The organism is Actinobacillus equuli, from assembly GCF_900636745.1.
Taxonomy (GTDB): domain Bacteria; phylum Pseudomonadota; class Gammaproteobacteria; order Enterobacterales; family Pasteurellaceae; genus Actinobacillus; species Actinobacillus equuli.
In genome coordinates this window covers 543,506-566,579 of the sequence record NZ_LR134310.1, presented here as the reverse complement: position 1 = coordinate 566,579, position 23,074 = coordinate 543,506, and the positions used below count along the sequence as shown (strand labels likewise).

Genomic DNA, 23,074 nt, shown 5'->3' with positions numbered 1-23,074 from the left:
CCGAATGACAGAACGAATTACAGCCCGAGAGGGGTATGAACATAAATTTTTAACGGAATTTTTGTATCCGAAGTATTGGGGCGTATGGCTTGGTGTCTTTGCACTGGTTGTTCTGGCTTATGTACCTGCTCGTATGCGTGATAAATTAGGTGTATGGATTGGTCGAATCGTTGCAAATCATTTAAAACGTAAAGGCAAAAAACAGTATCATCGTGCTGATGTGAATTTACGTTATTGCTTTCCTGAGTGGTCGGAACAAAAACGTGCGGAAGTGATTGAGAAAATGTTTATTACCGTTTCTCAAACAATGCTGGCAATCGGTGAAACGGCACTGCGTTCAACCGCTTATTTACAAAAACGTTGCGAGTTTAACGGCTTTGAATATGTCAGAGAAGCTCGAGAAAAGGGTAAAAACGTTATCTTGCTCGTGCCGCATACTTGGTCGATTGATGCCGCAGGCGTAGCGATGTACACCCACGGATTCCCGATGACCTCAATGTATAATCCGCATCGAAACGCACTTGTCGATTGGCTTTGGAATATTACCCGTGAGCGATTCGGCGGCAAAATGCACACGCGTCAAAACGGTATTAAGAAATTCTTAAATGATGTGCGCAAAGGCGATGTCGGTTATTTCCTACCGGATGAAGATTACGGTGAAGATCTTAGCGTTTATGCCGATTTCTTTGCGACGGAAAAAGCGACTTTACCGGGGCTGAATAAAATGGCAAAAGTGGCAAATGCGGTGGTGATTCCGATGTTTCCGATTTACAATGCGGAACAGGGGATATATCAAATGGAAATCTTACCGGCATTGGAATTTTCCGGCGATCCGGTGCAATCTGCCCGAGAAATGAATAAAGTGATAGAGTATTTCGTGACAAAAAATCCGGAACAATACGTGTGGATTTTACGTTTACTTAAAACCCGCCGAAACGGTGAGGATATTTATAAGCGTTAACCTATTTACTGATTTCGTTTTGGATACAAATAAGCGGTCAAATTTCGCAAATTTTTTGCAAGATTTGACCGCTTGTCGTTTATAAGTCATGGATTATTTTGTTACAGTGGCTTCAATCAGTTTTTCCGCTTTGGCTAAGCTATTTTCAACTGCTTGGTATGGCGTATTTGAATGGGCTACAACTTGTTCCGCACGATTTAACATGACTTCAACTTCTCCTGTTTTCGGCTCCGTCACTAACACTTTTAAAGGCAATTGCAATGCCAAGCTCGGATCTTTTACCATCAACGGTGTTCCGGCTTTTGGTGTGCCGTAAATAATCACGGTTGCCGGTTGCATTTCAAGACCGGCAGCTTTTGCCGCTGCTTGGTGATCGATTTTAGCAAAGACCATCATGCCTTTGTCTTTAAATGTCTCTTCTAAGGTTTCTACTGTTTGCTGAAAGCTAAATTTACTTTTAAACACCGCAGGTTTCAGGTCTGTTTCTGCATTCGCATAACCGGCAGCTAATAATAAAGACGTAAGTAGTAAAGCTTTTAATTTCATTGGATTGTCCTCGGTTAAAATAAGCTAATATTAGACTGTAATCTATTATTGCCCTTACACCAAAATTTCACGCTAGGCATTTAGCCAGTTTCGTAACATTTGCTCGCCATACTCAGTAATAAACGATTCGGGGTGGAATTGCACGCCATAAATCGGTAAATGCTGATGTTTAAATGCCATTAAGACATCTTGATCGCAAACCGTCGTAGCAACAAGCGGTGTATTTCCCAGTGATTTTTGCGAAATAGCCCACGAATGATATAAACCGATATTAAAACGCTCGGGTAAACCGTCAAAAATCGGGTTATCGCTAATTTGGATTAAAGGACGTTGCTGCCCGTGTCTGACTTCATTCAAGTTGTATAGCTCGCCGCCAAAAAATTCACACAGCGTCTGATGACCTAAACACACACCTAAAATTGATTTGGTTTGATGAAAACGTTTCAACATTTCAAAGGTTTGCGGATAAGCTCTTGGTACATCCGGGCCGGGTGAAATCAAAATGTGGCTAAAGTTTTCTACCTCATCAAGCACTAATTGTTCTACTAAAACCACTTTCATCGGCATGCCGATTTTACGTAGCAGATCAACCAGATTGAAAGTAAACGAATCGTGGTTATCGATAATTAATAAATTAGTGGCTTTCTTCATTGTTTGCTGCATTGCTATCTTCAATCTTTTCTGCAATTAATGTGAGTTTATTGGTATCAAAATCATTGGTAAGCATCTCAACCGCCGGCATCGTTTGGCTGGCTTTGGCGGAAAGTTGTTGGAAACGTTCCACCTTGCCGACTAAGCCTTGGCGTCCGACTAATGAGGTTACCGTCTGATTATATTGGTTATTTACCGTATTCAGCGTATTGCCTAATTTCGCCAAACGATCTGCAACAGTACACACTTGATTATAAATTTCACCCGCTTTTTCACTGATTTCACGTGCTTCGGCATTGCCTCGCTCAATTCGCCATAAATTTGCCACGGTACGCAAAATCGGCATTAAAGTGGTATATGAAACCAAAATGACATTACGTTCATAACCGTAATTAAACAGTTGCGGATCGTGTTTCATCGCTTCAATATAAGCTGGTTCAATCGGTACAAACATCAACACGAAATCCGGACTTTTCACCCCTTGTAAACTGCTATAATTCTTTTTCGATAAGCCGTCAATATGCGTACGGAGTGATTTGCAATGCTCATCTAAGGCTTGGGTAATTGCAAAATTTTCTTCGGATCTGACCGCTTGATCATAAGCCAATAATGAAACTTTACTATCAATAATTAAATGTTTTTGATCGGGTAAATGCACCACAAAGTCAGGTGCGAAGCGTTTGCCTTCTTGGTCTCGAAAACTTTCTTGAGCCACATAGTGCTCGCCGGCTAATAATCCCGCAGCCTGTAATGCCGATTCCAGCTGTACTTCGCCCCAATTACCGGCGATTTTATTGTTGCCTTTAAGCGCATTGGTTAAGTTTTGTGCTTCTTCCGACATTGACACTCCGATTTGTAGCACGCGCTTCAGTTCGGCTTCTAAACTTGCCGTACCTTTAAGCGATTCGCTATGCACTTCATTTACCCGTTTTTGGAAACCCTCGATTTGTTCTTTAAACGGTTTTAACAGGGCATCTAACGAAGATTGGTTGCTGGCGGTAAAACTTTTGGTTTTTTCTTCCAAAATTTGCTGTGCCAAATGTTGAAACTCAACATTAAGTTGTTGTTTTACCTCAACAAAATTACGTTGTTGCGCTTCAAAATTCGCTTGTTTTTCTGAAAGTGAGGTTCGCAATTCGGTTAATTCATTTTGCGTCTGGCTAAGTTGAGCTGAAAGCGATTGGCTTTCACGTTCTTTATGCGAAAGCGCATTTTGATTAAATTGTAATTGCTCTTCTAAACTTTCCGACTTGGCTTGGAATGCACCGATACGTTCTTTCAGCTCATTGATATAGCGTTCCAATTGCTGTTCTTGTTGTTCCGCTTCTTCAATTTTGCCGTGTAAGCGGTTAATTTGTGTCTCTTTTTCGTTAATTCGTTCAATACCCGCTTGGGCTTGTGTTTTATACTGAATTGCCCATTGTTCGATCTGATTTTTTTCAGCAGAAAGTTGCTCAAATTTTTGGTTAATTTGAGTGAGATCGGCTTGTGCTTTGGCCAAATCTTGCGAAAGTTCAAACGCATCACGTTGGTAACGTGATTGCAGAAAAAACAGAAAAACGGCGATAGCCAGTAGCACGGCAATCGCCACATAAAACCATATTTCGTCAATAATCATAAAGGTAAACCTGAATCTAATAGAAAAATATACAGTATTATAGCAATCCGGCGAAAAATGAAAAGTGAAAGAACGTTGCTAAATTGGCGGAAATTCCCCTAGAATAACGGCAATATTCGTCACATTTTGAGTTTATGCAACATTTTATCCAAATCGCCAATCAACTCGGGCAACAGAAAAGTCCGTTTTTCTTTTTAATTGATTTTGAACAGCAAAAACCGATTATTTGCCCGCTAGAACAAGCGGCAGCAAGCGGTCTGTTTTTCGATTTTTTTTGCAAATCGAATGTTCAACCACAAAACGTTAGCAAGCCGTTTGAATTTCAAATCAATCCCATTTCGTTTGAAACTTATCAGCAAGGTTTTGAGCTTGTTCAAAAGGAAATCCAAGCCGGAAACAGTTATTTATTGAATTTGACTTATCCGACTGAAATTCAAACCAATTACAGTTTAGATGAACTGTTTTTCGCCAGTTCGGCAAAATATAAATTGTGGCTGAAAGGGCAGTTTGTTTGTTTTTCGCCAGAAACTTTTGTGCGGATTCAACAAAATAAAATCTACTCTTATCCGATGAAAGGCACGATTAATGCGAATGAGCCGAATGCGGCGGAAAAGCTGATGCAATCGGATAAAGAATTTACCGAACACAATACAATTGTAGATTTGATTCGTAATGATTTGGCGTTAGTTTCACAAAATATTCAGGTGACGAAGTATCGTTATTTAGAGAAAGTGGATACCTACCGTGGCGCAATTTATCAAACCAGTTCTGAAATTTGCGGCGAGCTAAACGAAAATTGGCAAGCGAGTGTGGGTTCACTATTAGCCAAGCTCCTGCCGGCAGGCTCAATTAGCGGTGCGCCGAAAGAAAAAACCTTAGAGATTATTCAACAAGCGGAAATCGGGCAGCGAGGTTATTACACCGGCATTTTCGGCTATTTTGACGGTGAAAATTTAGAGAGTGCGGTGGCAATTCGCTTCATTGAACAGAATAATCAGCGACTTCTTTTCCGTAGTGGCGGTGGTATTACTGCAAAAAGCGTATTGAACGACGAATATAACGAGTTACTGGAGAAAGTTTATGTGCCGATTTCCATTGTTTGAAACAATTTCAGTGATTGATGGCGAACCGCAAAATTTAGCTTATCATCGGCAACGTTTTGAAAGTACGATTAAGCAATATTTTAATGTGCAACCGCAATGGCAATTAGCAGAAATAATTTATGTGCCGGACGGATTCCGGCAAGGAAGAGTTCGCTGTCGCATTGATTACAATGCGAGTGAGTTTCAACAGCAATTTTTCCTTTATTCGCCACGTAAGATCAACTCTTTCCAATGTGTGTACGTTGAGGATTTGGATTACCGCTTTAAATATAGCGATCGCAAGCGGTTAGATTCGCTTAAAACTTTGCAAGCTGATGAAGTGATTATTATCAATAACGGTAAGGTGAGTGATTGTACGATCGGAAATTTACTGTTTTTAAAACAAGGACAGTGGTTTAGCTCACAAGATTATTTATTAAAAGGTACGCAGTTAAGCAAGCTGCTTGAAGCGGGTATGGTTCAATTAGTACAAATAACATCGCAAGATTTACCTCAGTATGAACAGGTTATGATGGTGAATGCGCTTAATCCTTTTGATTTACAAAGAGCTTTACCGATTTCAGCGATCAATTTTGCTAGATAGATCGAAAAACAGTAAAAAAATGCTTGAAACTGTATAAGTAAACACTATAATAATACACAGTTAATTGACGACAAGCAGTCGTTTTTTCAAAAAAGTTTGCAAAGGACAATACTATGGCAGCTGACAACAAAAAAGCGCAAAAGAATACAGTAACAAAACAAATCGATCCGGAACAAAAAGAAAAAGCATTAGCAGCTGCTCTTGCCCAAATTGAAAAACAATTTGGTAAAGGATCTATCATGCGCTTAGGTGATACACAAGCGCTTGATATTGAAGCGGTTTCAACCGGTTCAATCGGTTTAGATGCCGCATTAGGTATCGGCGGTTTACCGATGGGACGTATCGTTGAGATCTATGGCCCGGAATCTTCAGGTAAAACAACACTGACTTTATCGGTCATTGCGCAAGCACAAAAATCAGGTAAAACTTGTGCATTTATTGATGCGGAACACGCACTTGATCCGGTTTATGCACGCAAATTAGGCGTGGATACCGATGCGTTGTTAATTTCTCAACCGGATAACGGTGAGCAAGCACTTGAGATTTGTGATGCGTTAGTTCGCTCCGGTGCGGTTGATGTGATTATTGTGGACTCGGTTGCTGCATTAACGCCGAAAGCGGAAATTGAAGGTGATATGGGCGATTCTCATATGGGCTTACAAGCACGTTTAATGTCACAAGCATTACGTAAGTTAACCGCAAATATTAAGGCGACTAACTGCTTAGTGGTGTTTATCAACCAAATTCGTATGAAGATCGGTGTGATGTTCGGTAACCCGGAAACAACAACCGGTGGTAATGCACTTAAATTCTACGCTTCGGTTCGTTTAGATATCCGCCGTTCAGGTGTAGTAAAAGACGGTGATGAAGTGGTTGGTAGCGAAACGAAAGTGAAAATTGTGAAAAATAAAGTTGCGCCGCCGTTCCGTGAAGTTCAATTTGACATTATGTATGGCGAAGGGATTTCACGTATGAATGAACTATTGATCCTTGCTGAAGCGAATGGCTTTATTCAAAAAGCGGGTGCTTGGTTCTCATACGAAGGTACGAAAATCGGCCAAGGTAAAAATAATGCAATTAAATGGTTAAAAGAGAACGCAGAGATTGCAAACAAAATTGAACAAGAAATTCGTGAGTTACTCATTTCAACACCGGAAAAAACATCAGCAGGCGAGCAGAATGTATTAGATGCCGATGATGTGAATGACTTTGAAGACGAAGAGTTTAACGAAGAAGAACTATAGTAAAAATGCGGTTTCTGCGAAGGTAGAAACCGCATTTGTTTTTTATATTGAATGATTTTAAGTATGGCTAACTACACGGCAATAAATTATCTGTTATATTTACTCTCTAAGCGAGATTATAGTGAACAAGATTTACGACGAAAATTAGTTCAAAAAGAATATAGCCAGGAAGAAATAGAGCAGGCTATTGAACGCGCACAAGCGAATAATTGGCAAAGTGATGAGCGCTATTGTGCCAGTTTTATTCGTTACCGTTCACAGCAAGGAATTGGACCTCGCCGCTTAAAACAAGAGTTGAAACTCAAAGGGATTAAAAATTGGCTAATAAGCCAAGAATTGGATAATGCTGAGATTGATTGGTTTATACTTGCCGAGCAAGTTTTTGAGAAAAAACGACCGCTTGCATGGGATATAAAAGCTAAGCAAAAAATGTGGCGTTTTATGCTCAGCAGAGGCTTTTATAATGACCATTTTAGTCACCTAATGGATATCGATTACAATGACACAGAATATGAATAATATTACTTTTTTTAGCCGTTTCGAGGCGGATATTTTAGCCGGTGAGAAAACCATTACTATACGAGATAAATCCGAGTCTTATTTTCAACCTCAGCAAGAGCTAAAGGTTTTTACTAATGAAACTAATCGTTTCTTTGCGCATATTCGAGTGATTTCCATTACGCCAATTCATTTCGAGCAATTAAATGAGCAACACGCTAAACAAGAAAATATGTCGTTAGCAGAGCTGAAGCAAGTCATCAGAGATATTTATCCGAATGATAATGACTTTTTTGTGATTGAGTTTGAATTAATTTAATGAGTATTTTTAAATCTACGAAACAAGTAGAACTTTGTCCTGATTGTGGTTCTGCATTACAAATCAAACGAGGGAAACAAGGTTTATTTTTAGGTTGTAGCAGTTATCCGCAATGTGACTATATAAAACCGCTACATCAGACTAACCGCATAATTAAAGATTTAACGGAAATTTGCCCTGAATGCGGACATTTTTTGCAATTAAAACAGGGTAATTTTGGGATTTTTATTGGCTGTAGCCATTACCCAGAGTGTCATTTTACTGTACATGATGAGGCGGAAGAACAAGAAGAATTTGATTGCCCGGAGTGCAAAACGCATAAATTAGTGGCGCGAAAAGGACGCTCAGGTAAAACGTTTTATGGCTGTAGCGGATTTCCTAACTGTAAGTTTACTTTGGCATCTAAACCTATAGCAAAAGCTTGCCCTCAGTGTCAGTGTTCAATCGTGACGCTCAGGAAACAGCGTGGAAAGTCGATGTATCTATGTGCGAATAAGTCATGCCAATATCTATTTAGTGAAGAAAATGAATAACTTAGAAAATATTGTTGAGCAATTAAAACAGAATAATGTGGTTGCTTATCCTACTGAAGCCGTCTTTGGTTTAGGTTGTAATCCTAATAATGAGTCAGCTGTGCGAGCTTTATTAAAATTAAAAAAACGCCCGGAAGAAAAAGGGCTTATTCTTATTGCTCCAACCAAAGAGCTATTACTTCCTTATATTGATGAGAGCAAGTTAACCGCAGTGCATTGGCAAATTTTTGAAACGCCTTCCGAGCAGGCGATTACTTGGGTAATGCCGGCTAAAAAGGAAGCGCCTCAATATTTGACCGGGCAATTTGATACGATTGCTGTACGCTTATGCCGTATTCCAGCAGTCATTGAGCTTTGTGAACGTACCGGATTTGCTCTAACTTCGACCAGTTGCAATTTAACCGGACAAGAACCATGCCGAACGGCAGACGAAGTAAAATTACAATTCGGAGTAGATTTTCCGGTATTAGAAGCTGATACGGGGGGAAAAATCAATCCTTCTGAAATTCGAGATATTTTTACACAACATATTTTTAGACAAGGGTAATAAGCATGAATCGTTATGCCGTATGGGGGAACCCGATTGCGCAAAGTAAGTCGCCGCAAATTCACCAATTCTTTGCAGAACAAACCGGACGTAATGTTTGTTATACCGCTAAATTAGGTGATGAGCAGCAATTTGAACTGCAGCTTAAGCAGTTTTTTGCAGAGGGAGCCAAAGGCGCAAATATTACAGCACCATTTAAGGAGCGAGCATTTAAACTAGCGGATGAACATAGTGAAGGATGTTTATTAGCCGAGGCGTGTAATACATTGAAGCGATTAGATAACGGTCGTTTATATGCGGATAATACCGATGGTTTTGGGCTTTGCTCGGATTTGGAGCGTTTAGGTTGGCTAGAACCTAATCAACGTGTGCTTATCTTAGGTGCTGGCGGTGCGACTAAAGGTGTACTTTTTCCTCTTTTAAAAGCGAAACAGCAGATTACTATCTATAATCGAACCTTAGAGAAAGCGGTTCATTTAGCAGAAAAATTTGCAAAATATGGAAACATTCAGATCGCTTCACTAGAACAAATCGCTGAACAAGAGTTTGATTTGGTTATTAATGCAACATCATTAGGTTTACAAGGAAAATATGTGCCTGTTGCTGCCCACCTTTTAAAAGGCGCTGCAGTTTATGATATGCAATATGCACCTAATATGCAGACACCATTTTTAAATTATGCTCGTGATTGCGGCGCTCTACGTTATCAAGATGGGTTAGGAATGTTAGTTGGACAAGCTGCTTTTGCCTTTAAACTGTGGGAAAATGAATTTCCTGATATAGAAACAGCTCTCGTTAGGCTTAAATTAGAGATGGAAAATGCAAAATAGCATTCTATAACTTATTATAAAATAAGCAGTTTTTAGTTATTTTTATGACAAAATGAGCAATGTATAGCCAAACAATCAAATTTCTCCACTTTTTTAAAAAAAGTGTTTGACGAAGCGGAATAAAATCAGCATAATACACCCCGTAAGCCGATGAGGTGAACGCAAAAATGAAAAAATGGCTACATAGCTCAGCTGGTTAGAGCACAACACTCATAATGTTGGGGTCGCAAGTTCGAATCTCGCTGTAGCCACCATTTGCGGGAATGGCGAAATTGGTAGACGCACCAGATTTAGGTTCTGGCGCCGCGAGGTGTGTGGGTTCAAGTCCCTCTTCCCGCACCATTCATTGTCTTACGAAAAAATTAGTGTTGGGGTATCGCCAAGCGGTAAGGCACCGGGTTTTGATCTCGGCATCCCTAGGTTCGAATCCTAGTACCCCAGCCATCTAATTTCATTTCATGCAATAAAGCTAACTAAATGTTAGTTTTTTTCTTTTGGGGTATCGCCAAGCGGTAAGGCACCGGGTTTTGATCTCGGCATCCCTAGGTTCGAATCCTAGTACCCCAGCCATCCTTCTTATTATCCAAAGCTTATCTTATTTTTTCTTATTAATATTTTTTTTATTTTTGATTTATTCCTAATTATTCTTATTCTCTTCTTTAGATTTAGCCAAAAATTAATTAAAATTAAATGCTATTCTATAAGGAGAAAGTGAATGTTAAATCCAAAGAACCTTGAGTCCTTGGCTCAGCAACTCCATAATGCATTACCTCAGCCTTTAAAAAATGTCGGTAATGATCTTGAAGAAAAATTTAGACAAATTTTACAAGCCCAATTAGCTAAACTTGATATTGTGACCCGAGAAGAATTTGATGTGCAATCTCAAGTATTACTCCGTACACGTGAAAAGCTCAATGAATTAGAAAAACGTCTTGAAGAGCTTGAAAAACATCAATCAAAAGATTAATCCCATTTTTAATTTTAATTAGCAAAAGGACCTTTAATATGCAAAATATTAATCCAACGCAAACAGCAGCTTGGGCTGCTTTAGAACAACATAAAGCAGATAACTTAAACATTCCTCAGCTATTTGCCGAAGATACAAATCGTTTTGATAAATATCACTTAAATTTTGAAGAGCAAATTCTTGTCGATTTTTCTAAAAATGCCATTAATCAAAAAACGTTAGACCTATTACGTCAGTTAGCAAGTGAATGCGGCTTAGCTTCTGCGACCGAAGCAATGTTCTCTGGTCAGAAAATCAATCGTACTGAGAATCGTGCGGTATTACATACCGCATTACGTAATCGTTCAAATATACCAGTGATGGTTGATGGCAAAGATGTGATGCCGGAAGTGAATGCTGTATTGGCTAAAATGAAAGATTTCTGTGAGCGTGTTATTTCAGGTAGCTGGAAAGGCTACACAGGAAAAGCAATCACTGATGTGATTAATATCGGTATCGGTGGTTCGGATTTAGGTCCTTATATGGTAACTGAAGCGTTACGCCCATATAAAAATCATTTAAATATGCATTTTGTGTCGAATGTAGACGGTACGCATATTGCAGAAGTACTGAAAAAAGTAGATCCTGAAACAACATTAGTATTAGTTGCATCAAAAACTTTTACTACTCAAGAAACCATGACCAATGCGTTAACTGCTCGTGAGTGGTTATTAGCGGCTGCAAAAGATGAATCTGCAGTAGCAAAACACTTTGCAGCATTATCTACTAATGCGACAGAAGTAGCGAAATTCGGGATTGATACGGCAAATATGTTTGAATTCTGGGACTGGGTAGGCGGTCGTTATTCATTGTGGTCTGCAATCGGTCTTTCTATTGCTTTATCATTAGGCTTTGAGAACTTTGAAGTATTGCTTTCAGGTGCTCATGCAATGGATAAACATTTCCGTACTGCGCCGATTGAGCAAAATATCCCGACGACATTAGCGTTAATCGGTATTTGGAATAGTAATTTCCTTGGTGCGGAAACTGAAGCATTATTACCTTACGATCAATATTTACATCGCTTTGCGGCATATTTCCAACAAGGTAATATGGAATCAAACGGTAAATTTGTCGGTCGTGACGGCAGTCCGGTAACACACCAAACCGGCCCAATTGTATGGGGTGAACCGGGTACTAACGGCCAGCACGCTTTTTATCAATTAATTCACCAAGGTACGAAACTGATTCCTTGTGATTTTATCGCTCCGGCACAAACACATAATCCGGTTGGTGATCACCACGCAAAATTATTATCGAATTTCTTTGCGCAAACCGAAGCGCTTGCATTCGGTAAATCGAAAGAAACCGTTGAAGCGGAATTTATGGCGGCAGGTAAAAATTTAGCAGACGTTGCGGAAATCGTACCGTTTAAAGTATTTACCGGTAATAAACCGACAAACTCAATTTTAGTGCAAAAAATTACACCGTTCACTTTAGGTGCGCTGATCGCAATGTATGAACATAAGATCTTCGTACAAGGGGTAATTTTCAATATCTACAGCTTTGACCAATGGGGTGTAGAGTTAGGCAAACAATTAGCAAACCGTATTTTACCTGAGTTACAAAATGCGGAACAAATTACCAGCCACGACAGCTCTACTAACGGATTAATCAATCAATTTAAAGCGTGGCGCTAGGCTTTATAAAGATTAAGCGATAAAAAAACAAGCGGTCAAAATTTGCGAATAATTTGCAAATTTTGACCGCTTTTTTATGTTCTCTGTTTATAAAAAAGCTATCCGTTGCCGAATAGCTTTTTTGTGATTTAGAGCGAATTAAAGAAGATCACTAAAATAATGATGGGGATAACAAATCTTACGTAGTTAAACCAAATATTGGTGAACGTTTTGCTAGCACCTAATTCTGCTTTAGCTTCATCTTTTAGGACAAAACCAACGAAAATCGCACTGCCTAATGCGGTTAGGATAAATAAGATATTACCACTGATATAGTCGAAGGCATCAAAGATGCTTTTGCCCATAATCGTAATGTGTTTCCACTCATTATCACCTAATACGGATGGGATATTGCCCACGACGAAAATTGTCCCAAGCGTTAAGGCAATTGCAGCTTTACGTCCCATTTTTGTTTTTTCTTGTAGTGCCGTGATAATTACCTCGTAAATAGTGAGTGAGGTAGTGAGTGCAGCAACGACTAATAAGCTAAAGAAAATAATTGCAAAGATACTTCCGCCCCACATATTTGAAAACACAATCGGTAAACTTTGGAATACCAAGGTCGGTCCAGAGTTTGGTGCAACACCAAAACTAAATAATGATGGGAAGATCATAAAACCGGCAAGTACGGCAATTAGGGTATTCATAATACCGGTAATAGTTGCTGTTTTTACAAGGTTTTCACTTTTATCTAAATAACTTGATAAGGTAATTAATACACCAAAACCAAGGCTTAATGCGAAGAATACTTGACCTAACACAAACACAAACAGTTTAGGTGTGATTTTAGAAAAATCTGGCATAAGGTAGAAAGAAATACCTTCCGCCGCACCTGGTAATGTGACGTTACGAATCACCATCACAAGTAGGAAAATAAACAAAATCGGCATAAGATATTTTACTGAACGTTCAATACCATCAACGATTCCTTTGACTAAAATAAAGTAGTTTACTAATACGAAAATCGCTGTGTAACCGATGATTGCGAGCGGACTGTTTTGAATACTTTCTTTGTAATAAGCCGCAGTCGTTTCAACGGTAATCGGAGAAGATAAATCAAGAGTACCGCTTAATAAGCTACCGATATAATTTAATACCCATCCGCCTAAAACCATATAGTAAGCTAAGATACCAAATGCGCCGAGTAAGCCCATATAACCGAGAATTTTCCAACCTGAAGCGATTTTTTTACCGTTTGCCGTTCCGCCAAACGCATCAATCGCATTTACCTTAATGCGACGACCGATAACATTCTCCACCAAAATCATCGGAATACCGATTACAATCATTGCGATACAAAATAGAAATACGTAAGCTCCGCCGCCATTTTCGCCTACAAGGTAAGGAAAGCGCCAAGTTGCGCCAAAACCGACAGTCGCACCGGCAACAGTCATAACATAAGCCAATCGGTTTGACCACGATTGGCGTTCTACAGGTTTATTTGACATTATTACTCCTAAAGGGCTAATAAAGACCGACAAGCGGTCTGATTTTTAAAAACTTTTACAAAAAGATATTTATGCAAAAAGTGCAAATAATTCATCGACTTTTATACGTGCATCGCCTTTTTGGCTGATAGAACGCTGAACTTTAATTTTTTTGATTTTTGCACCTTTATAAATGCTACGGGTAAAAGCCGTATCATGATTTGAAATTAATACCGGAATGTTTTTAGCTTGCGCTTGCTTTGCATAAGAGGCGAGCAATTCTTGCTGGGCAAGACTAAAGCCTCCTCCGGCATAATTGGTGAAATTGCTTTCTTGTTGAAGCGGAGCGTAAGGCGGATCGCAGTAAACAATATAGTTATCCGACTTTTGCTCCAATAAGTTGAAAACCTCTTCAAAGTCAGCGCAAATAAACTGTGCCTTTTGGGCTTTTTCAGCAAAAAAGCGTAATTCTTGCTCAGGGAAATAGTGTGTTTTATATGCGCCGAACGGTACATTATATTCTCGCTTTTGGTTATAACGACAAAGCCCATTAAAGCCAAAACGGTTTAGATATAAGAACAGCACGGCTCGGCGGAATTCATCGTTAGATTGATTAAATTCCTGACGGCGCGCGTAATAAAATTCCGCACTATTAGCATTAGGTGCATGAAAGAGCGCTTTTGTTTGCTGAATATAATGTTCTACGTCTTGCTTTACGATATTAAACAGGTTAATGAGATCTGGGTTAATATCAGCGAGCAGATAGCGATCATAATCCGTATTGAGAAATACGGAGCCTGCACCTACAAATGGCTCAACGAAACAAGCCCCCTGAGCTGGCTGAGGGGGCAGATGTTTGTTGATTTCTGGGGTTAGGCGGTATTTTCCACCCGCCCATTTTAAAAAGGCACGTTTGTGATTGCTCATAAATTAGCGTTGGGTGAAGCGTTCTATTGCTGCTAATACTTGCGCTTCAGTTGCTTGTGCGCTGATATAGGCTTGACCAAGTGATTTAAGTAAGATTAGACGTAATTGACCGCCTAGTACTTTTTTGTCTCGCCACATATAAGGAAGATATTCCGTCGGTTCCATATTATCCGGAGAGATTGTCGGTAAAATCGCGCGAGCTAATAACTTCTCAAGACGAGCTACGTCTTGTTCGGTTAAGTCGCCGAGAATACGCGATAATTCTGCTGCTTCAAGCATTCCGACTGATACGCCTTCACCGTGCAACCAATTACCGTATCCCATATGCGCTTCAATGGCATGACCGAACGTATGACCTAAATTCAGTAAAGCACGATCGCCTTTTTCGGTCTCATCTCGAGCGACAACATCGGCTTTTAATTGGCAGCAACGCTGGATACAGTATTCCAATGAGTTTTGATCAAGGGCAACAAGTTTATCAATATTTTGTTCTAACCATTCAAAGAAGGTGAGATCAAAAATAGCACCGTATTTGATGACTTCGGCTAAGCCGGCACTTACTTCACGTTTAGCTAAGGTGTGTAAGCTATTCGTATCAATAATTACCGAAAGCGGTTGGTAAAACGCACCGATCATATTCTTACCTAGAAGGTGGTTTACTGCCGTTTTCCCACCTACGGAGGAATCTACTTGCGCCAATAGGGTTGTCGGGATTTGAATAAAACGGATGCCTCGTTGATAAGAAGCTGCAGCATAGCCTGCCACATCCCCAATAACACCACCACCTAATGCAAGAAGGGTAGTGTCTCTGTTATGATTTTTTTCCAATAATGCGGTGAAAATCATATTGAGCGAATCTAACGTTTTGTATTTTTCCCCATCTGGAATTAATACGTAATCAACACAACAACCTAGTTTAGTCAACGTATCTTGAACTGTGGCAAGATAATGTTCAGCAACTGTTGGATTAGAGACAATCATCACTTTGTCACCGGCTTTTAACGGAGCATAACTTTGCGGATCCGCTAACAGGCCGGCTCCAATAATAATCGGATAACGACGTTCTTTTAATTCAACATTCACTTGTAACATATCTTGCCCCTTGTGGTTACTGTAAATTATCAATTAACTCGATGATATGAGTCGCAACAACTTTTGCACTTTGTTCATCGGTTTGTAGTGTAATGTCAGCAATTTCTTCGTATAACGGATTACGAACTTTTGCTAACTCTTCAAGGGTTTTACGTGGATCTTCCGTTTGAAGTAAAGGTCGTTTTTTATCACGTTGCGTACGCTCAAATTGTTTATCTACCGTGGTTTCTAAGTAGATCACAATACCTCTAGCAGAAAGTACGTTTCGATTATCTTTTGATAATACTGAACCACCACCGGTTGAAAGTACAACCCCTTGATTTTGGGTTAATTCATTAATAATTCTTTCTTCGCGTTTACGGAAACCCGCTTCACCTTCTACATCGAAGATCCAATCAATATCTGCGCCAGCACGTTCTTCAATTACAGAATCGGAATCAATAAAATCCATATTCAACATTTGTGCCAGCTGGCGACCAATAGTGCTTTTCCCTGCTCCCATTGGACCTACTAAGAAAATATTACGTTTTTCAGCCATTATTTTTTCTTCATTTATTCGACAACTAAATTTAAACAACTCGACTTGTGGAAAGAAAACGACCGCTTATGCCTTACTGCCTTCAATTAGCAATGGCAAGCGGTCTGTTTTGCGAAAAATTTTACAATTATGATTTTTCGATTAATTCAAATAGTATAGATGCCACAAATCGCCCAAAATAAAATTAGGTGTGATTATCTCAAGAAATCACACCTAATTTCAACCTTATAGAAGAGATTATCTCCAAATTTTTACATTATTTTTTAGAATAATTCGCTACCTTCCGGTGAGCTCAAAACTCCTTTAGGCGGTAAGCCTAAACGTTGTTCGATATGTAACTGTTTATCCTGAGATTGTGGCAGTTTATAGGCTTTTTCAACGATATATTTTTTCGTTGGTTCAGTACCCTTGATAAAGTACTCAGTTAAATTGCTGCCTAAGAAACCACTTGTTGAATCAATTTTTGCTTCAACAATATTTTGAGGTATCGGGAAGTTACGCTCAGGTTTATCTTTTAATGCCACTTTCATATATTTAACCCATGCCGGCATCGCAGTTCTTGCTCCTGCTTCTCCACGACCTAAATCACGTTTGTTATCATCGAACCCGACATAAACGGTCGTTACGATATTAGCGCCGAAACCAGCATACCAAGTCACTTTTGAATTGTTTGTAGTACCGGTTTTTCCGCCTATATCTTTACGTTTGAAGTCATTAGCAAGTGCTTTACTGGTACCGTTCCAAGCTTGTCCCGGTTCACCATAGATTGCACTATTTAATGCACTACGCATTAAGAAAGCAAGTTCACCGCTAATCACACGAGGAGCATAACGAACTTCTGAAGAGTTTTGAGTTGCTTCTGTCATTAAGCTCGGCGCATTTGTTTTCACTGCCGGCTTGATCTCCGGTTCAGATTCAGTTGACTCTTCCGCTTCTACTTCTTCCGTAACACTTTCTTCGCTTGGTGTACCAAATGCTTCACGTAGCTGTTCTTCATCATGAATTTTCACACCGTCAAAATAAGCCGGTTCAGGATATTTCACCGGAATATGATCACATTCGACACAAGCAATGGCCGGATTTGCTTTAAATAATTCATTGCCTTGGTTATCTAAAATACGATCAATAATATAAGGATCAATCAAGTAACCGCCGTTATCGAATACAGCATAGGCACGAGCCATTTCTAGCGGCGTAAAAGAAGCTGCACCTAGTGCTAGTGCTTCGGTTGCCATAAATTGATCACGACTGAAACCAAAACGTTCTAAATATTCGGCAACATAGTCTAAACCCGCCATTTGTAAGGTGCGGATTGCAACCATATTTTTTGATTTACCTAATGCAACACGTAAACGTAGTGGACCTTCATATCGATTATCCGCATTTTTTGGCGTCCACGGCTTTTGTCCGCGCTTAATAATCGTAATCGGTGAATCGCTCAGCGTGGTTGAAAGACTTAAACCTTTATTCATTGCCGCGGTATAAATAAACGGTTTGATTGATGAACCAACTTGAACTAAAGATTGGGTCGCTCGATTAAAGCGACTTTGTTCAAAGCTAAATCCACCTACGATCGCTTCAATTGCACCGTTATCACTGTTTAATGACACCAATGCTGAGTTTACTTCAGGAATCTGACCTAGTTGCCAATCGCCACCTGTTTTTGTTTGGCGAACCCAAATTTGTTCACCAACATTTAATTTAATTGATTTGCCAAATGTTGCATTTGATTTTTTCAATTCGGCTTTATCGCCGTTAGCTAACATAATGGTATAACCATTTTTGGTGATAGCAACAACCGCTGCACCAACGAAAGGTTCTGAATTTGGTAATTTGCTTAGGTGTTCGATAATTTTCTCATCATCCCAAGCACTTTTGTCGTTCCAAAGCTTTTCAGCTCCACGCCAACCGTGGCGGCGGTCATAATTAATTAAGTTTTCACTTAATGCGTCTTGAGCCGCTTTTTGGTCAGTGGAAAGTACGGTTGCATACACTTTAAAACCTTTGTTATATGCAACGTCTTCGCCATAACGTTTCACCATCTCTTGGCGAACCATTTCGGTTACATAATCCGCTCTAAATTCTAAAGCCGTACCGTAGAACGTTGCTTTTACAGGTTCTGCTTTTGCTTGATCATATTGCTGCTGGGTAATTTTACCGACTTCTAACATTCGGCCTAATACAACATTACGGCGTGCTTCGGCACGTTTTACCGAGTAAAGCGGATTCATGGTAGAAGGTGCTTTAGGCAAACCGGCAATAATCGCCATTTCACTTAAACTGAGTTGTTCTAACGATTTACCGAAATAGGTTTTGGCAGCTGCCGCCACTCCGTGAGAACGGTAACCCAGATAAATTTTATTCAGGTAAAGTTCAAGAATTTCATCTTTGCTCAGTACTTTCTCGATCTCAAGCGCTAAGATAGCTTCTTTGATTTTCCGCTCTATATTACGTTCCGGCGTTAAGAAGAAATTTCTTGCTAGCTGTTGCGTAATTGTACTTGCTCCTTGAGTATCTCCCTGACTAGAACGCCAGATAGCACGCATGATCCCTTTAGGGTCGATACCTTTATGATCGTAGAAACGAACGTCCTCGGTTGCAATGATTGCATCAATGAGCGTTTGTGGAATTTCTGCCAGTTTTACTGGAATACGGCGCTGTTCACCCACTTCACCAATGAGTTTGCCGTCAGCCGTGAATATTTGCATCGGCTGTTGTAATTCAACACTTTTTAATGTTGAAACATTTGGTAGGCTTTCTTTGATATGGAAATACGCTATGCCGGCGACAATCCCCCCCAAAATAATGAGAGAAAGAAAAGCACTTAATATTATTTTTGCGATCTTCATCGAAAAATTCTCTTTTGGTAAATGACGAAATAAAATTTTATAGCCAATATACAGACACTACAAAGGTATAAGTATAAGCGAAAAACACCTAAAAAACCGCTTAAAAATCAAACAAAGTCAATTTAAAGGAGTAAAATTGTGAAAAGTTTCGCCAAGTTGCTGAAAAATACGCAAAAACCTTCATTAATTGGCGTAAGTGAAAATCAGGCTTATCGCTGCTTTGTTTGGGAGAATGTGCCAGAAAATAAAACCGAGATTTCTTGGCAAGTAAAAGCGGAAGATAATGACTTTTCATGGCAACAAGCGGTTAAATTTCCTGAAAATTCTACATTTGTTCGTTCAATTCCTTTCCAATATATTTGGCGAAAATATCTTTTTCTCCCTCTTAGTTACAGCCAAACAATGATTTATCGCCAAATTGTGCAAGTATTATGCCGAGAATTACCGATTGCATTAGAAGAAGTTTATTTTGATTACCAACTCTTTCCACTGCCGAATGATGGCTTGGTTCGAGTGCTCGTTTATGCCCTACGCAGAAATTATGCTGATTTACTTTTACTTCAAACAGATACGATTTTAGATTGTGAACTTTATTGTTTTGTTCGTGGTTTTAATTACTTATCCAATTCAACCTTAGCACAAGAGGACAGGGTTTACACTTTAGAAAATAAAACATTTAGATTAACAGCGAAAGCGCTTGAGTTTAGTTCGGACCTTACACAAGCCAACTGCGATTTAAGTCATCTTGAATTACCTGGTTCGACAAAAGATCCTTTTTTATATGTAACCGCATTAGGGGCGAGTTTATGGAATGGCAAGGGATAAATTTAACCGATTGGCGAATAAGGCAATGGAAACGCAAAATTTATAGCCGATTTTATTGGTTATTTATTATTGGCATGATGGCACTCAGTCTCGCTATATATTTGCAATCGAGTGCTTGGCAAATTTCTCAGCAAAATAGACCGCTTGTAAGCCAGAATCAGCAGCTAAAAACAGAATTGGAACGACTGAATAGCAAATTAGAACAAGGACGAAGCTTATCAAATGTTCATCTAAGTGAAACGTTAACTGAAAGGCAAGTGAATATGTTCTTAGATTTATTGCAACGCTTGCCTTTAGCACAAGGTGGAATAGATACGGTCATACTGGAACATAATGAGATTCCAAGTATGACAATAACCGGTATATTAATGCAATCCATCCAATTTGAGCGGTTAGAAAAATATTTATCCGAACAAAAAGCATTTAAATATTCATTAGTTAATTTTCAAATAAATGATCAACATCAAGTTGAATTTAGTTTGAACATCGTATTAAGGGAGTAAGAATGTTTTCTATTAATCGATTTTATTTATTTCCTCAAGGATATGTTTTTAGGATGTCATCATTTGTTGAACGTTATTTTAAAACAATTCTTGTTTTATTGTTCGTTTCAATTATTAGCTATCCGTCTTATTGTTATTTTTATGAACAATATCGGCAGCAGGAACTATTATTTGTTCAGCAACAATTAACTGACGAAATTAGCCAAAAGAATATGCTGTATCAAAGTCTTTCCAAACATAATGACGATTTTAAAAGAAAGGAACAATCTATTAGCCAATTTAATCAACAATTACAAAATTTATTTAATCGTCATCAGGTAAAGTTAGAGCAAATGCAATGGAATGTAGAACAAGAAAAGTCAATATATTTTTCCTTAAATCATCAAGTTGTCACAATATTTAATTTAATTAAGGCGTTATCTAATCTTAAAAAATTAAAATTCAAACAGATTGATTTGGTTAAATTAAATGTGGGAAAACAGTTGCAATTAAAAGCTACTGTTATCGTTACAGAGGATAAAAATGAGTAAATATATTTGGATTTTATTATTTTTCTCATCAGTAAGCATTGCTGAACCATTTTATGGTGAGAAATTAGCCGATGAAAACAGCCACATTTCTTCTGAGTCGGAAATTGCAATAAATACAGAAAATTTGACCGCTTGTAGCTTACCGTTACAACGAAATTCCCATTATTTGCCGGCAAAATTGGCACAGTTAAAATTTATCGGGGTGGTGAAGAAACAGGATAACTATAAAGCAATTTTGATGGATGCTCAAAAGCAACTGTTTGATTTACAAGTGAATGATTGGCTAGCGGATGAATTAATCCAGATTATAGACATTGATTTAAAATCTATCCGTTACATTAATTGGCAAACAGAGAAAAATTGTGAGTCTCCGACTCCAGTGCTCTTAAAATTATAGGAGGAAAAAGTATGCGAAGAGTGATTTTGTTGCTCCTTTTGATATTAACGCCGGTTATGGCAAATACTTTTTCTATCTCGCTGAAAAATGCGCCGACAGCGGAAGTTTTAAGTTATTTAGCCGAAGAATACGGCAAAAATATTGTGTTAAGCGGCAATATTGAAACAAATACTACATTAAGAATTGAAAATAGCGATTTTGATAGCGTGTTAAAAAGTATTACTCGAGCAAATAAGCTCAGCAGTGCGTATGAAAACCAGATCTATTTTATTGGACACAAAAAAGATGAGAAAGCGGCTATGCCAATAGCTGTAAATCCGGATGTATTGAAACCTAAGTTGATTACTAAGACAATAAAATTAGATTATGCGAAGGCAGCGGAAGTGATTGAATCTTTAACCAAAGGTAGTGGTAATTTTTTATCGGAAAACGGCTATCTACATTTTGATGATCGTAGTAATAGTTTGATAATTAAAGATAGCCCAGAATCGATGAAAAATATCGTGAAATTAATTAGAAATCTGGATAAACCGACTGAGCAGATTGCGATTGAAGCAAGGATAGTCACAATAAGTAGTGAAAATTTGCAAGAGCTTGGGGTACGCTGGGGAATGTTTTCTCCGACAAACGGACATCATAAAGTCGCTGGTTCGCTTGAAGCGAATGGACTACCGAATACTAACCATTTAAACGTAAATTTTCCGGTAAATAATGCCGCTTCTATTGCGCTACAAGTGGCAAAAATTAATGGACGAGTGCTTGATTTGGAATTAACCGCTTTAGAGCAAGAAAATGATGTGGAAATTATTGCCAGCCCTCGTTTACTGACCACTAATAAGAAACCGGCGAGTATTAAGCAAGGGACTGAAATTCCGTATGTGCTTTATAACCGTAAAGATGAAGTGAAAAATATCGAATTTAAAGAAGCCGTTTTAGGGCTACAGGTCACGCCGCATATTTCAAACGATAATCAAATTTTGCTTGATTTGGTGGTGACACAAAATTCGCCGAATTCAACCAGTTCGACAGTTCATGGTTTAGTAACGATTGATAAACAGGAATTAAATACGCAAGTATTCGCTAAGCATGGTGAAACTATTGTGCTAGGCGGTATTTTTCAGCATTTAACCGCAAAAGGTGAGGACAGAGTGCCGATTTTAGGTTCAATTCCGGTCATTAAAAAGTTATTTAGCCATTCCAGTGATAGGATCAGTAAGCGCGAATTAGTTATTTTCGTTACACCTTATATTGTTAAAAGTGGAAAACAGCAAATTTCCTCGCATTCTTCACAGAAATTACCGCCAAAATAGGATAAATTGTGTTAAAATCTCTTGCTTAAATCGCAATAAGTTATTTATTGATTGCGTACGAATTTTTGTGTGGCGGTTTATTGAGATGCCGCCATTTTGCTCTTTATAATAAACGCAGAGGTTTTATGAAAGTTTCTCCACGTCGCCGTGCCAGAGAGTGTGCGGTTCAGGCTCTTTATTCTTGGTATGTATCGCAAAACAGTATAGAAGAAGTTGAATTATCGTTTGTAACAGACCAAGATATGAATGGTGTTGAGTTACCTTATTTCCGTAAACTATTACGAGGTACGGTTTTATATGTAGAAGCGATTGATAGCGAGCTTCGCCCATTTTTAGATCGTGCGGAAGATGAGGTTGATCCAATTGAACGTACTATCTTACGCCTTTCAGCATATGAATTAAAATATGAACTTGATGTACCTTATAAAGTAGTAATTAATGAAGGTATTGAAGTAGCGAAAGTATTCGGTTCAGACGATAGCCATAAATATATCAACGGTATTTTAGATAAATTAGCACCGGCTTTAGGTCGTAAATAATTTATTTATCGAAAGAAGG

The 23,074-nt window shown here is 38.8% G+C and carries 25 protein-coding genes and 4 tRNA genes; 21 read left to right on the top strand and 8 right to left on the bottom strand.

Going from position 1 to position 23,074, the window contains the following annotated elements; genetic code table 11:
* Window positions 1-4 precede the first annotated feature (4 nt).
* Complete coding sequence (gene lpxM / locus EL121_RS02595) at window positions 5-961, top strand: lauroyl-Kdo(2)-lipid IV(A) myristoyltransferase (RefSeq protein WP_039197480.1); 957 nt, start codon at window positions 5-7, stop codon at window positions 959-961.
* Window positions 962-1,054: 93 nt separating this feature from the next.
* Here the strand turns inward: lpxM and EL121_RS02590 are convergent, their stop codons facing one another.
* The 3 genes from EL121_RS02590 to rmuC all read right to left on the bottom strand — a co-directional run bounded on the left by EL121_RS02590 (window position 1,055) and on the right by rmuC (window position 3,776).
* Window positions 1,055-1,507 carry a DUF302 domain-containing protein gene (locus EL121_RS02590; RefSeq protein ID WP_039197479.1) on the bottom strand — a complete coding sequence of 151 codons (453 nt, stop codon included), beginning with the start codon at window positions 1,505-1,507 and terminating at the stop codon, window positions 1,055-1,057.
* Window positions 1,508-1,579: 72 nt separating this feature from the next.
* On the bottom strand, window positions 1,580-2,170 hold the full coding sequence (locus EL121_RS02585; RefSeq protein WP_039197478.1) for an anthranilate synthase component II: 591 nt from the start codon (window positions 2,168-2,170) through the stop codon (window positions 1,580-1,582).
* Window positions 2,142-3,776, bottom strand: coding sequence for a DNA recombination protein RmuC (gene rmuC / locus EL121_RS02580; protein ID WP_039197476.1), 1,635 nt, complete (start codon window positions 3,774-3,776; stop codon window positions 2,142-2,144). The genes EL121_RS02585 and rmuC overlap by 29 nt, the downstream gene beginning before the upstream one ends.
* 134 nt (window positions 3,777-3,910) lie before the next feature.
* Between rmuC and EL121_RS02575 the strand changes: the two genes are divergently transcribed.
* The 14 genes from EL121_RS02575 to pgi all read left to right on the top strand — a co-directional run bounded on the left by EL121_RS02575 (window position 3,911) and on the right by pgi (window position 12,079).
* The gene (locus EL121_RS02575) at window positions 3,911-4,879 is read left to right on the top strand and encodes an aminodeoxychorismate synthase component I (protein ID WP_039197474.1); all 969 of its coding nucleotides are present in this window, start codon (window positions 3,911-3,913) and stop codon (window positions 4,877-4,879) included.
* The gene (locus EL121_RS02570; protein WP_039197472.1) at window positions 4,857-5,462 is read left to right on the top strand and encodes an aminotransferase class IV family protein; all 606 of its coding nucleotides are present in this window, start codon (window positions 4,857-4,859) and stop codon (window positions 5,460-5,462) included. The genes EL121_RS02575 and EL121_RS02570 overlap by 23 nt, the downstream gene beginning before the upstream one ends.
* 113 nt (window positions 5,463-5,575) lie before the next feature.
* Window positions 5,576-6,706 carry a recombinase RecA gene (gene recA / locus EL121_RS02565; RefSeq protein WP_039197470.1) on the top strand — a complete coding sequence of 377 codons (1,131 nt, stop codon included), beginning with the start codon at window positions 5,576-5,578 and terminating at the stop codon, window positions 6,704-6,706.
* A gap of 63 nt (window positions 6,707-6,769) precedes the next feature.
* Entirely contained in the window at window positions 6,770-7,225 is a 456-nt protein-coding gene (gene recX / locus EL121_RS02560; protein ID WP_197050945.1) for a recombination regulator RecX, read from the top strand.
* Complete coding sequence (yqfB, locus tag EL121_RS02555) at window positions 7,218-7,523, top strand: N(4)-acetylcytidine aminohydrolase (protein ID WP_039197466.1); 306 nt, start codon at window positions 7,218-7,220, stop codon at window positions 7,521-7,523. The genes recX and yqfB overlap by 8 nt, the downstream gene beginning before the upstream one ends.
* Window positions 7,523-8,056, top strand: a complete 534-nt coding sequence (locus tag EL121_RS02550) for a DNA topoisomerase family protein (RefSeq protein ID WP_039197464.1) — start codon at window positions 7,523-7,525, stop codon at window positions 8,054-8,056. The genes yqfB and EL121_RS02550 overlap by 1 nt, the downstream gene beginning before the upstream one ends.
* Window positions 8,049-8,603: a Sua5/YciO/YrdC/YwlC family protein gene (locus EL121_RS02545; protein WP_039197463.1), complete on the top strand. Its 555-nt coding sequence runs from the start codon at window positions 8,049-8,051 to the stop codon at window positions 8,601-8,603. Before EL121_RS02550 ends, EL121_RS02545 begins: the two co-directional genes overlap by 8 nt.
* Window positions 8,604-8,608: 5 nt before the next feature.
* A complete protein-coding gene (aroE, locus tag EL121_RS02540) occupies window positions 8,609-9,433 on the top strand; it encodes a shikimate dehydrogenase (protein WP_039197461.1) in 825 nt (274 codons plus the stop codon).
* 177 nt (window positions 9,434-9,610) lie between these two features.
* Window positions 9,611-9,687, top strand: a tRNA-Met gene (locus tag EL121_RS02535).
* Between the two features lie 3 nt (window positions 9,688-9,690).
* A tRNA-Leu gene (locus EL121_RS02530) sits at window positions 9,691-9,775 on the top strand.
* 27 nt (window positions 9,776-9,802) lie between these two features.
* Window positions 9,803-9,877, top strand: a tRNA-Gln gene (locus EL121_RS02525).
* A 51-nt stretch (window positions 9,878-9,928) separates the two neighbouring features.
* Window positions 9,929-10,003 (top strand) — tRNA-Gln (locus EL121_RS02520).
* A gap of 145 nt (window positions 10,004-10,148) precedes the next feature.
* Window positions 10,149-10,400, top strand: coding sequence for a ubiquinone biosynthesis accessory factor UbiK (ubiK, locus tag EL121_RS02515; RefSeq protein ID WP_039197458.1), 252 nt, complete (start codon window positions 10,149-10,151; stop codon window positions 10,398-10,400).
* Window positions 10,401-10,438: 38 nt separating this feature from the next.
* The gene (gene pgi, locus EL121_RS02510; RefSeq protein ID WP_039197456.1) at window positions 10,439-12,079 is read left to right on the top strand and encodes a glucose-6-phosphate isomerase; all 1,641 of its coding nucleotides are present in this window, start codon (window positions 10,439-10,441) and stop codon (window positions 12,077-12,079) included.
* 128 nt (window positions 12,080-12,207) lie between these two features.
* Here pgi and EL121_RS02505 read toward each other — a convergent pair whose 3' ends face one another.
* The 5 genes from EL121_RS02505 to EL121_RS02485 form a co-directional block, all read right to left on the bottom strand.
* Window positions 12,208-13,566 carry a sodium-dependent transporter gene (locus tag EL121_RS02505; RefSeq protein WP_039197454.1) on the bottom strand — a complete coding sequence of 453 codons (1,359 nt, stop codon included), beginning with the start codon at window positions 13,564-13,566 and terminating at the stop codon, window positions 12,208-12,210.
* Between the two features lie 69 nt (window positions 13,567-13,635).
* The gene (locus tag EL121_RS02500) at window positions 13,636-14,472 is read right to left on the bottom strand and encodes a Dam family site-specific DNA-(adenine-N6)-methyltransferase (RefSeq protein WP_039197452.1); all 837 of its coding nucleotides are present in this window, start codon (window positions 14,470-14,472) and stop codon (window positions 13,636-13,638) included.
* A 3-nt stretch (window positions 14,473-14,475) separates the two neighbouring features.
* The gene (gene aroB, locus EL121_RS02495) at window positions 14,476-15,564 is read right to left on the bottom strand and encodes a 3-dehydroquinate synthase (RefSeq protein WP_039197450.1); all 1,089 of its coding nucleotides are present in this window, start codon (window positions 15,562-15,564) and stop codon (window positions 14,476-14,478) included.
* A 16-nt stretch (window positions 15,565-15,580) separates the two neighbouring features.
* A complete protein-coding gene (aroK, locus tag EL121_RS02490) occupies window positions 15,581-16,102 on the bottom strand; it encodes a shikimate kinase AroK (RefSeq protein ID WP_005623982.1) in 522 nt (173 codons plus the stop codon).
* A 263-nt stretch (window positions 16,103-16,365) separates the two neighbouring features.
* Entirely contained in the window at window positions 16,366-18,951 is a 2,586-nt protein-coding gene (locus EL121_RS02485) for a penicillin-binding protein 1A (protein WP_039197449.1), read from the bottom strand.
* Between the two features lie 138 nt (window positions 18,952-19,089).
* Between EL121_RS02485 and EL121_RS02480 the strand changes: the two genes are divergently transcribed.
* The 6 genes from EL121_RS02480 to nusB all read left to right on the top strand — a co-directional run bounded on the left by EL121_RS02480 (window position 19,090) and on the right by nusB (window position 23,055).
* Window positions 19,090-19,776, top strand: coding sequence for a type IV pilus biogenesis protein PilM (locus EL121_RS02480; protein ID WP_039197447.1), 687 nt, complete (start codon window positions 19,090-19,092; stop codon window positions 19,774-19,776).
* A complete protein-coding gene (locus tag EL121_RS02475; protein ID WP_039197445.1) occupies window positions 19,758-20,279 on the top strand; it encodes a hypothetical protein in 522 nt (173 codons plus the stop codon). Before EL121_RS02480 ends, EL121_RS02475 begins: the two co-directional genes overlap by 19 nt.
* A gap of 2 nt (window positions 20,280-20,281) precedes the next feature.
* Window positions 20,282-20,809: a chromosome segregation protein gene (locus tag EL121_RS02470; RefSeq protein WP_081978365.1), complete on the top strand. Its 528-nt coding sequence runs from the start codon at window positions 20,282-20,284 to the stop codon at window positions 20,807-20,809.
* The gene (locus tag EL121_RS02465; protein WP_039197443.1) at window positions 20,802-21,206 is read left to right on the top strand and encodes a hypothetical protein; all 405 of its coding nucleotides are present in this window, start codon (window positions 20,802-20,804) and stop codon (window positions 21,204-21,206) included. The genes EL121_RS02470 and EL121_RS02465 overlap by 8 nt, the downstream gene beginning before the upstream one ends.
* Window positions 21,207-21,217: 11 nt before the next feature.
* Entirely contained in the window at window positions 21,218-22,516 is a 1,299-nt protein-coding gene (pilQ, locus tag EL121_RS02460) for a type IV pilus secretin PilQ (protein ID WP_039197441.1), read from the top strand.
* Between the two features lie 125 nt (window positions 22,517-22,641).
* Window positions 22,642-23,055: a transcription antitermination factor NusB gene (gene nusB / locus EL121_RS02455; RefSeq protein ID WP_039197439.1), complete on the top strand. Its 414-nt coding sequence runs from the start codon at window positions 22,642-22,644 to the stop codon at window positions 23,053-23,055.
* The last annotated feature ends 19 nt before the right edge of the window (window positions 23,056-23,074 follow it).

Bases quoted from the DNA above. Each gene is read 5' to 3' on its own strand.
- EL121_RS02545 (WP_039197463.1), top strand. From the start codon at position 8,049: ATGAATAACTTAGAAAATATTGTTGAGCAATTAAAACAGAATAATGTG.
- rmuC (WP_039197476.1), bottom strand. From the start codon at position 3,776: ATGATTATTGACGAAATATGGTTTTATGTGGCGATTGCCGTGCTACTG.
- EL121_RS02570 (WP_039197472.1), top strand. From the start codon at position 4,857: ATGTGCCGATTTCCATTGTTTGAAACAATTTCAGTGATTGATGGCGAA.
- EL121_RS02590 (WP_039197479.1), bottom strand. From the start codon at position 1,507: ATGAAATTAAAAGCTTTACTACTTACGTCTTTATTATTAGCTGCCGGT.
- pgi (WP_039197456.1), top strand. From the start codon at position 10,439: ATGCAAAATATTAATCCAACGCAAACAGCAGCTTGGGCTGCTTTAGAA.
- recA (WP_039197470.1), top strand. From the start codon at position 5,576: ATGGCAGCTGACAACAAAAAAGCGCAAAAGAATACAGTAACAAAACAA.
- recX (WP_197050945.1), top strand. From the start codon at position 6,770: ATGGCTAACTACACGGCAATAAATTATCTGTTATATTTACTCTCTAAG.
- EL121_RS02465 (WP_039197443.1), top strand. From the start codon at position 20,802: ATGAGTAAATATATTTGGATTTTATTATTTTTCTCATCAGTAAGCATT.
- EL121_RS02485 (WP_039197449.1), bottom strand. From the start codon at position 18,951: ATGAAGATCGCAAAAATAATATTAAGTGCTTTTCTTTCTCTCATTATT.
- aroE (WP_039197461.1), top strand. From the start codon at position 8,609: ATGAATCGTTATGCCGTATGGGGGAACCCGATTGCGCAAAGTAAGTCG.
- EL121_RS02500 (WP_039197452.1), bottom strand. From the start codon at position 14,472: ATGAGCAATCACAAACGTGCCTTTTTAAAATGGGCGGGTGGAAAATAC.
- EL121_RS02585 (WP_039197478.1), bottom strand. From the start codon at position 2,170: ATGCAGCAAACAATGAAGAAAGCCACTAATTTATTAATTATCGATAAC.
- nusB (WP_039197439.1), top strand. From the start codon at position 22,642: ATGAAAGTTTCTCCACGTCGCCGTGCCAGAGAGTGTGCGGTTCAGGCT.
- lpxM (WP_039197480.1), top strand. From the start codon at position 5: ATGACAGAACGAATTACAGCCCGAGAGGGGTATGAACATAAATTTTTA.
- EL121_RS02475 (WP_039197445.1), top strand. From the start codon at position 19,758: ATGGAATGGCAAGGGATAAATTTAACCGATTGGCGAATAAGGCAATGG.
- aroK (WP_005623982.1), bottom strand. From the start codon at position 16,102: ATGGCTGAAAAACGTAATATTTTCTTAGTAGGTCCAATGGGAGCAGGG.
- EL121_RS02470 (WP_081978365.1), top strand. From the start codon at position 20,282: ATGTTTTCTATTAATCGATTTTATTTATTTCCTCAAGGATATGTTTTT.
- EL121_RS02505 (WP_039197454.1), bottom strand. From the start codon at position 13,566: ATGTCAAATAAACCTGTAGAACGCCAATCGTGGTCAAACCGATTGGCT.
- yqfB (WP_039197466.1), top strand. From the start codon at position 7,218: ATGAATAATATTACTTTTTTTAGCCGTTTCGAGGCGGATATTTTAGCC.
- ubiK (WP_039197458.1), top strand. From the start codon at position 10,149: ATGTTAAATCCAAAGAACCTTGAGTCCTTGGCTCAGCAACTCCATAAT.
- EL121_RS02575 (WP_039197474.1), top strand. From the start codon at position 3,911: ATGCAACATTTTATCCAAATCGCCAATCAACTCGGGCAACAGAAAAGT.
- pilQ (WP_039197441.1), top strand. From the start codon at position 21,218: ATGCGAAGAGTGATTTTGTTGCTCCTTTTGATATTAACGCCGGTTATG.
- aroB (WP_039197450.1), bottom strand. From the start codon at position 15,564: ATGTTACAAGTGAATGTTGAATTAAAAGAACGTCGTTATCCGATTATT.
- EL121_RS02550 (WP_039197464.1), top strand. From the start codon at position 7,523: ATGAGTATTTTTAAATCTACGAAACAAGTAGAACTTTGTCCTGATTGT.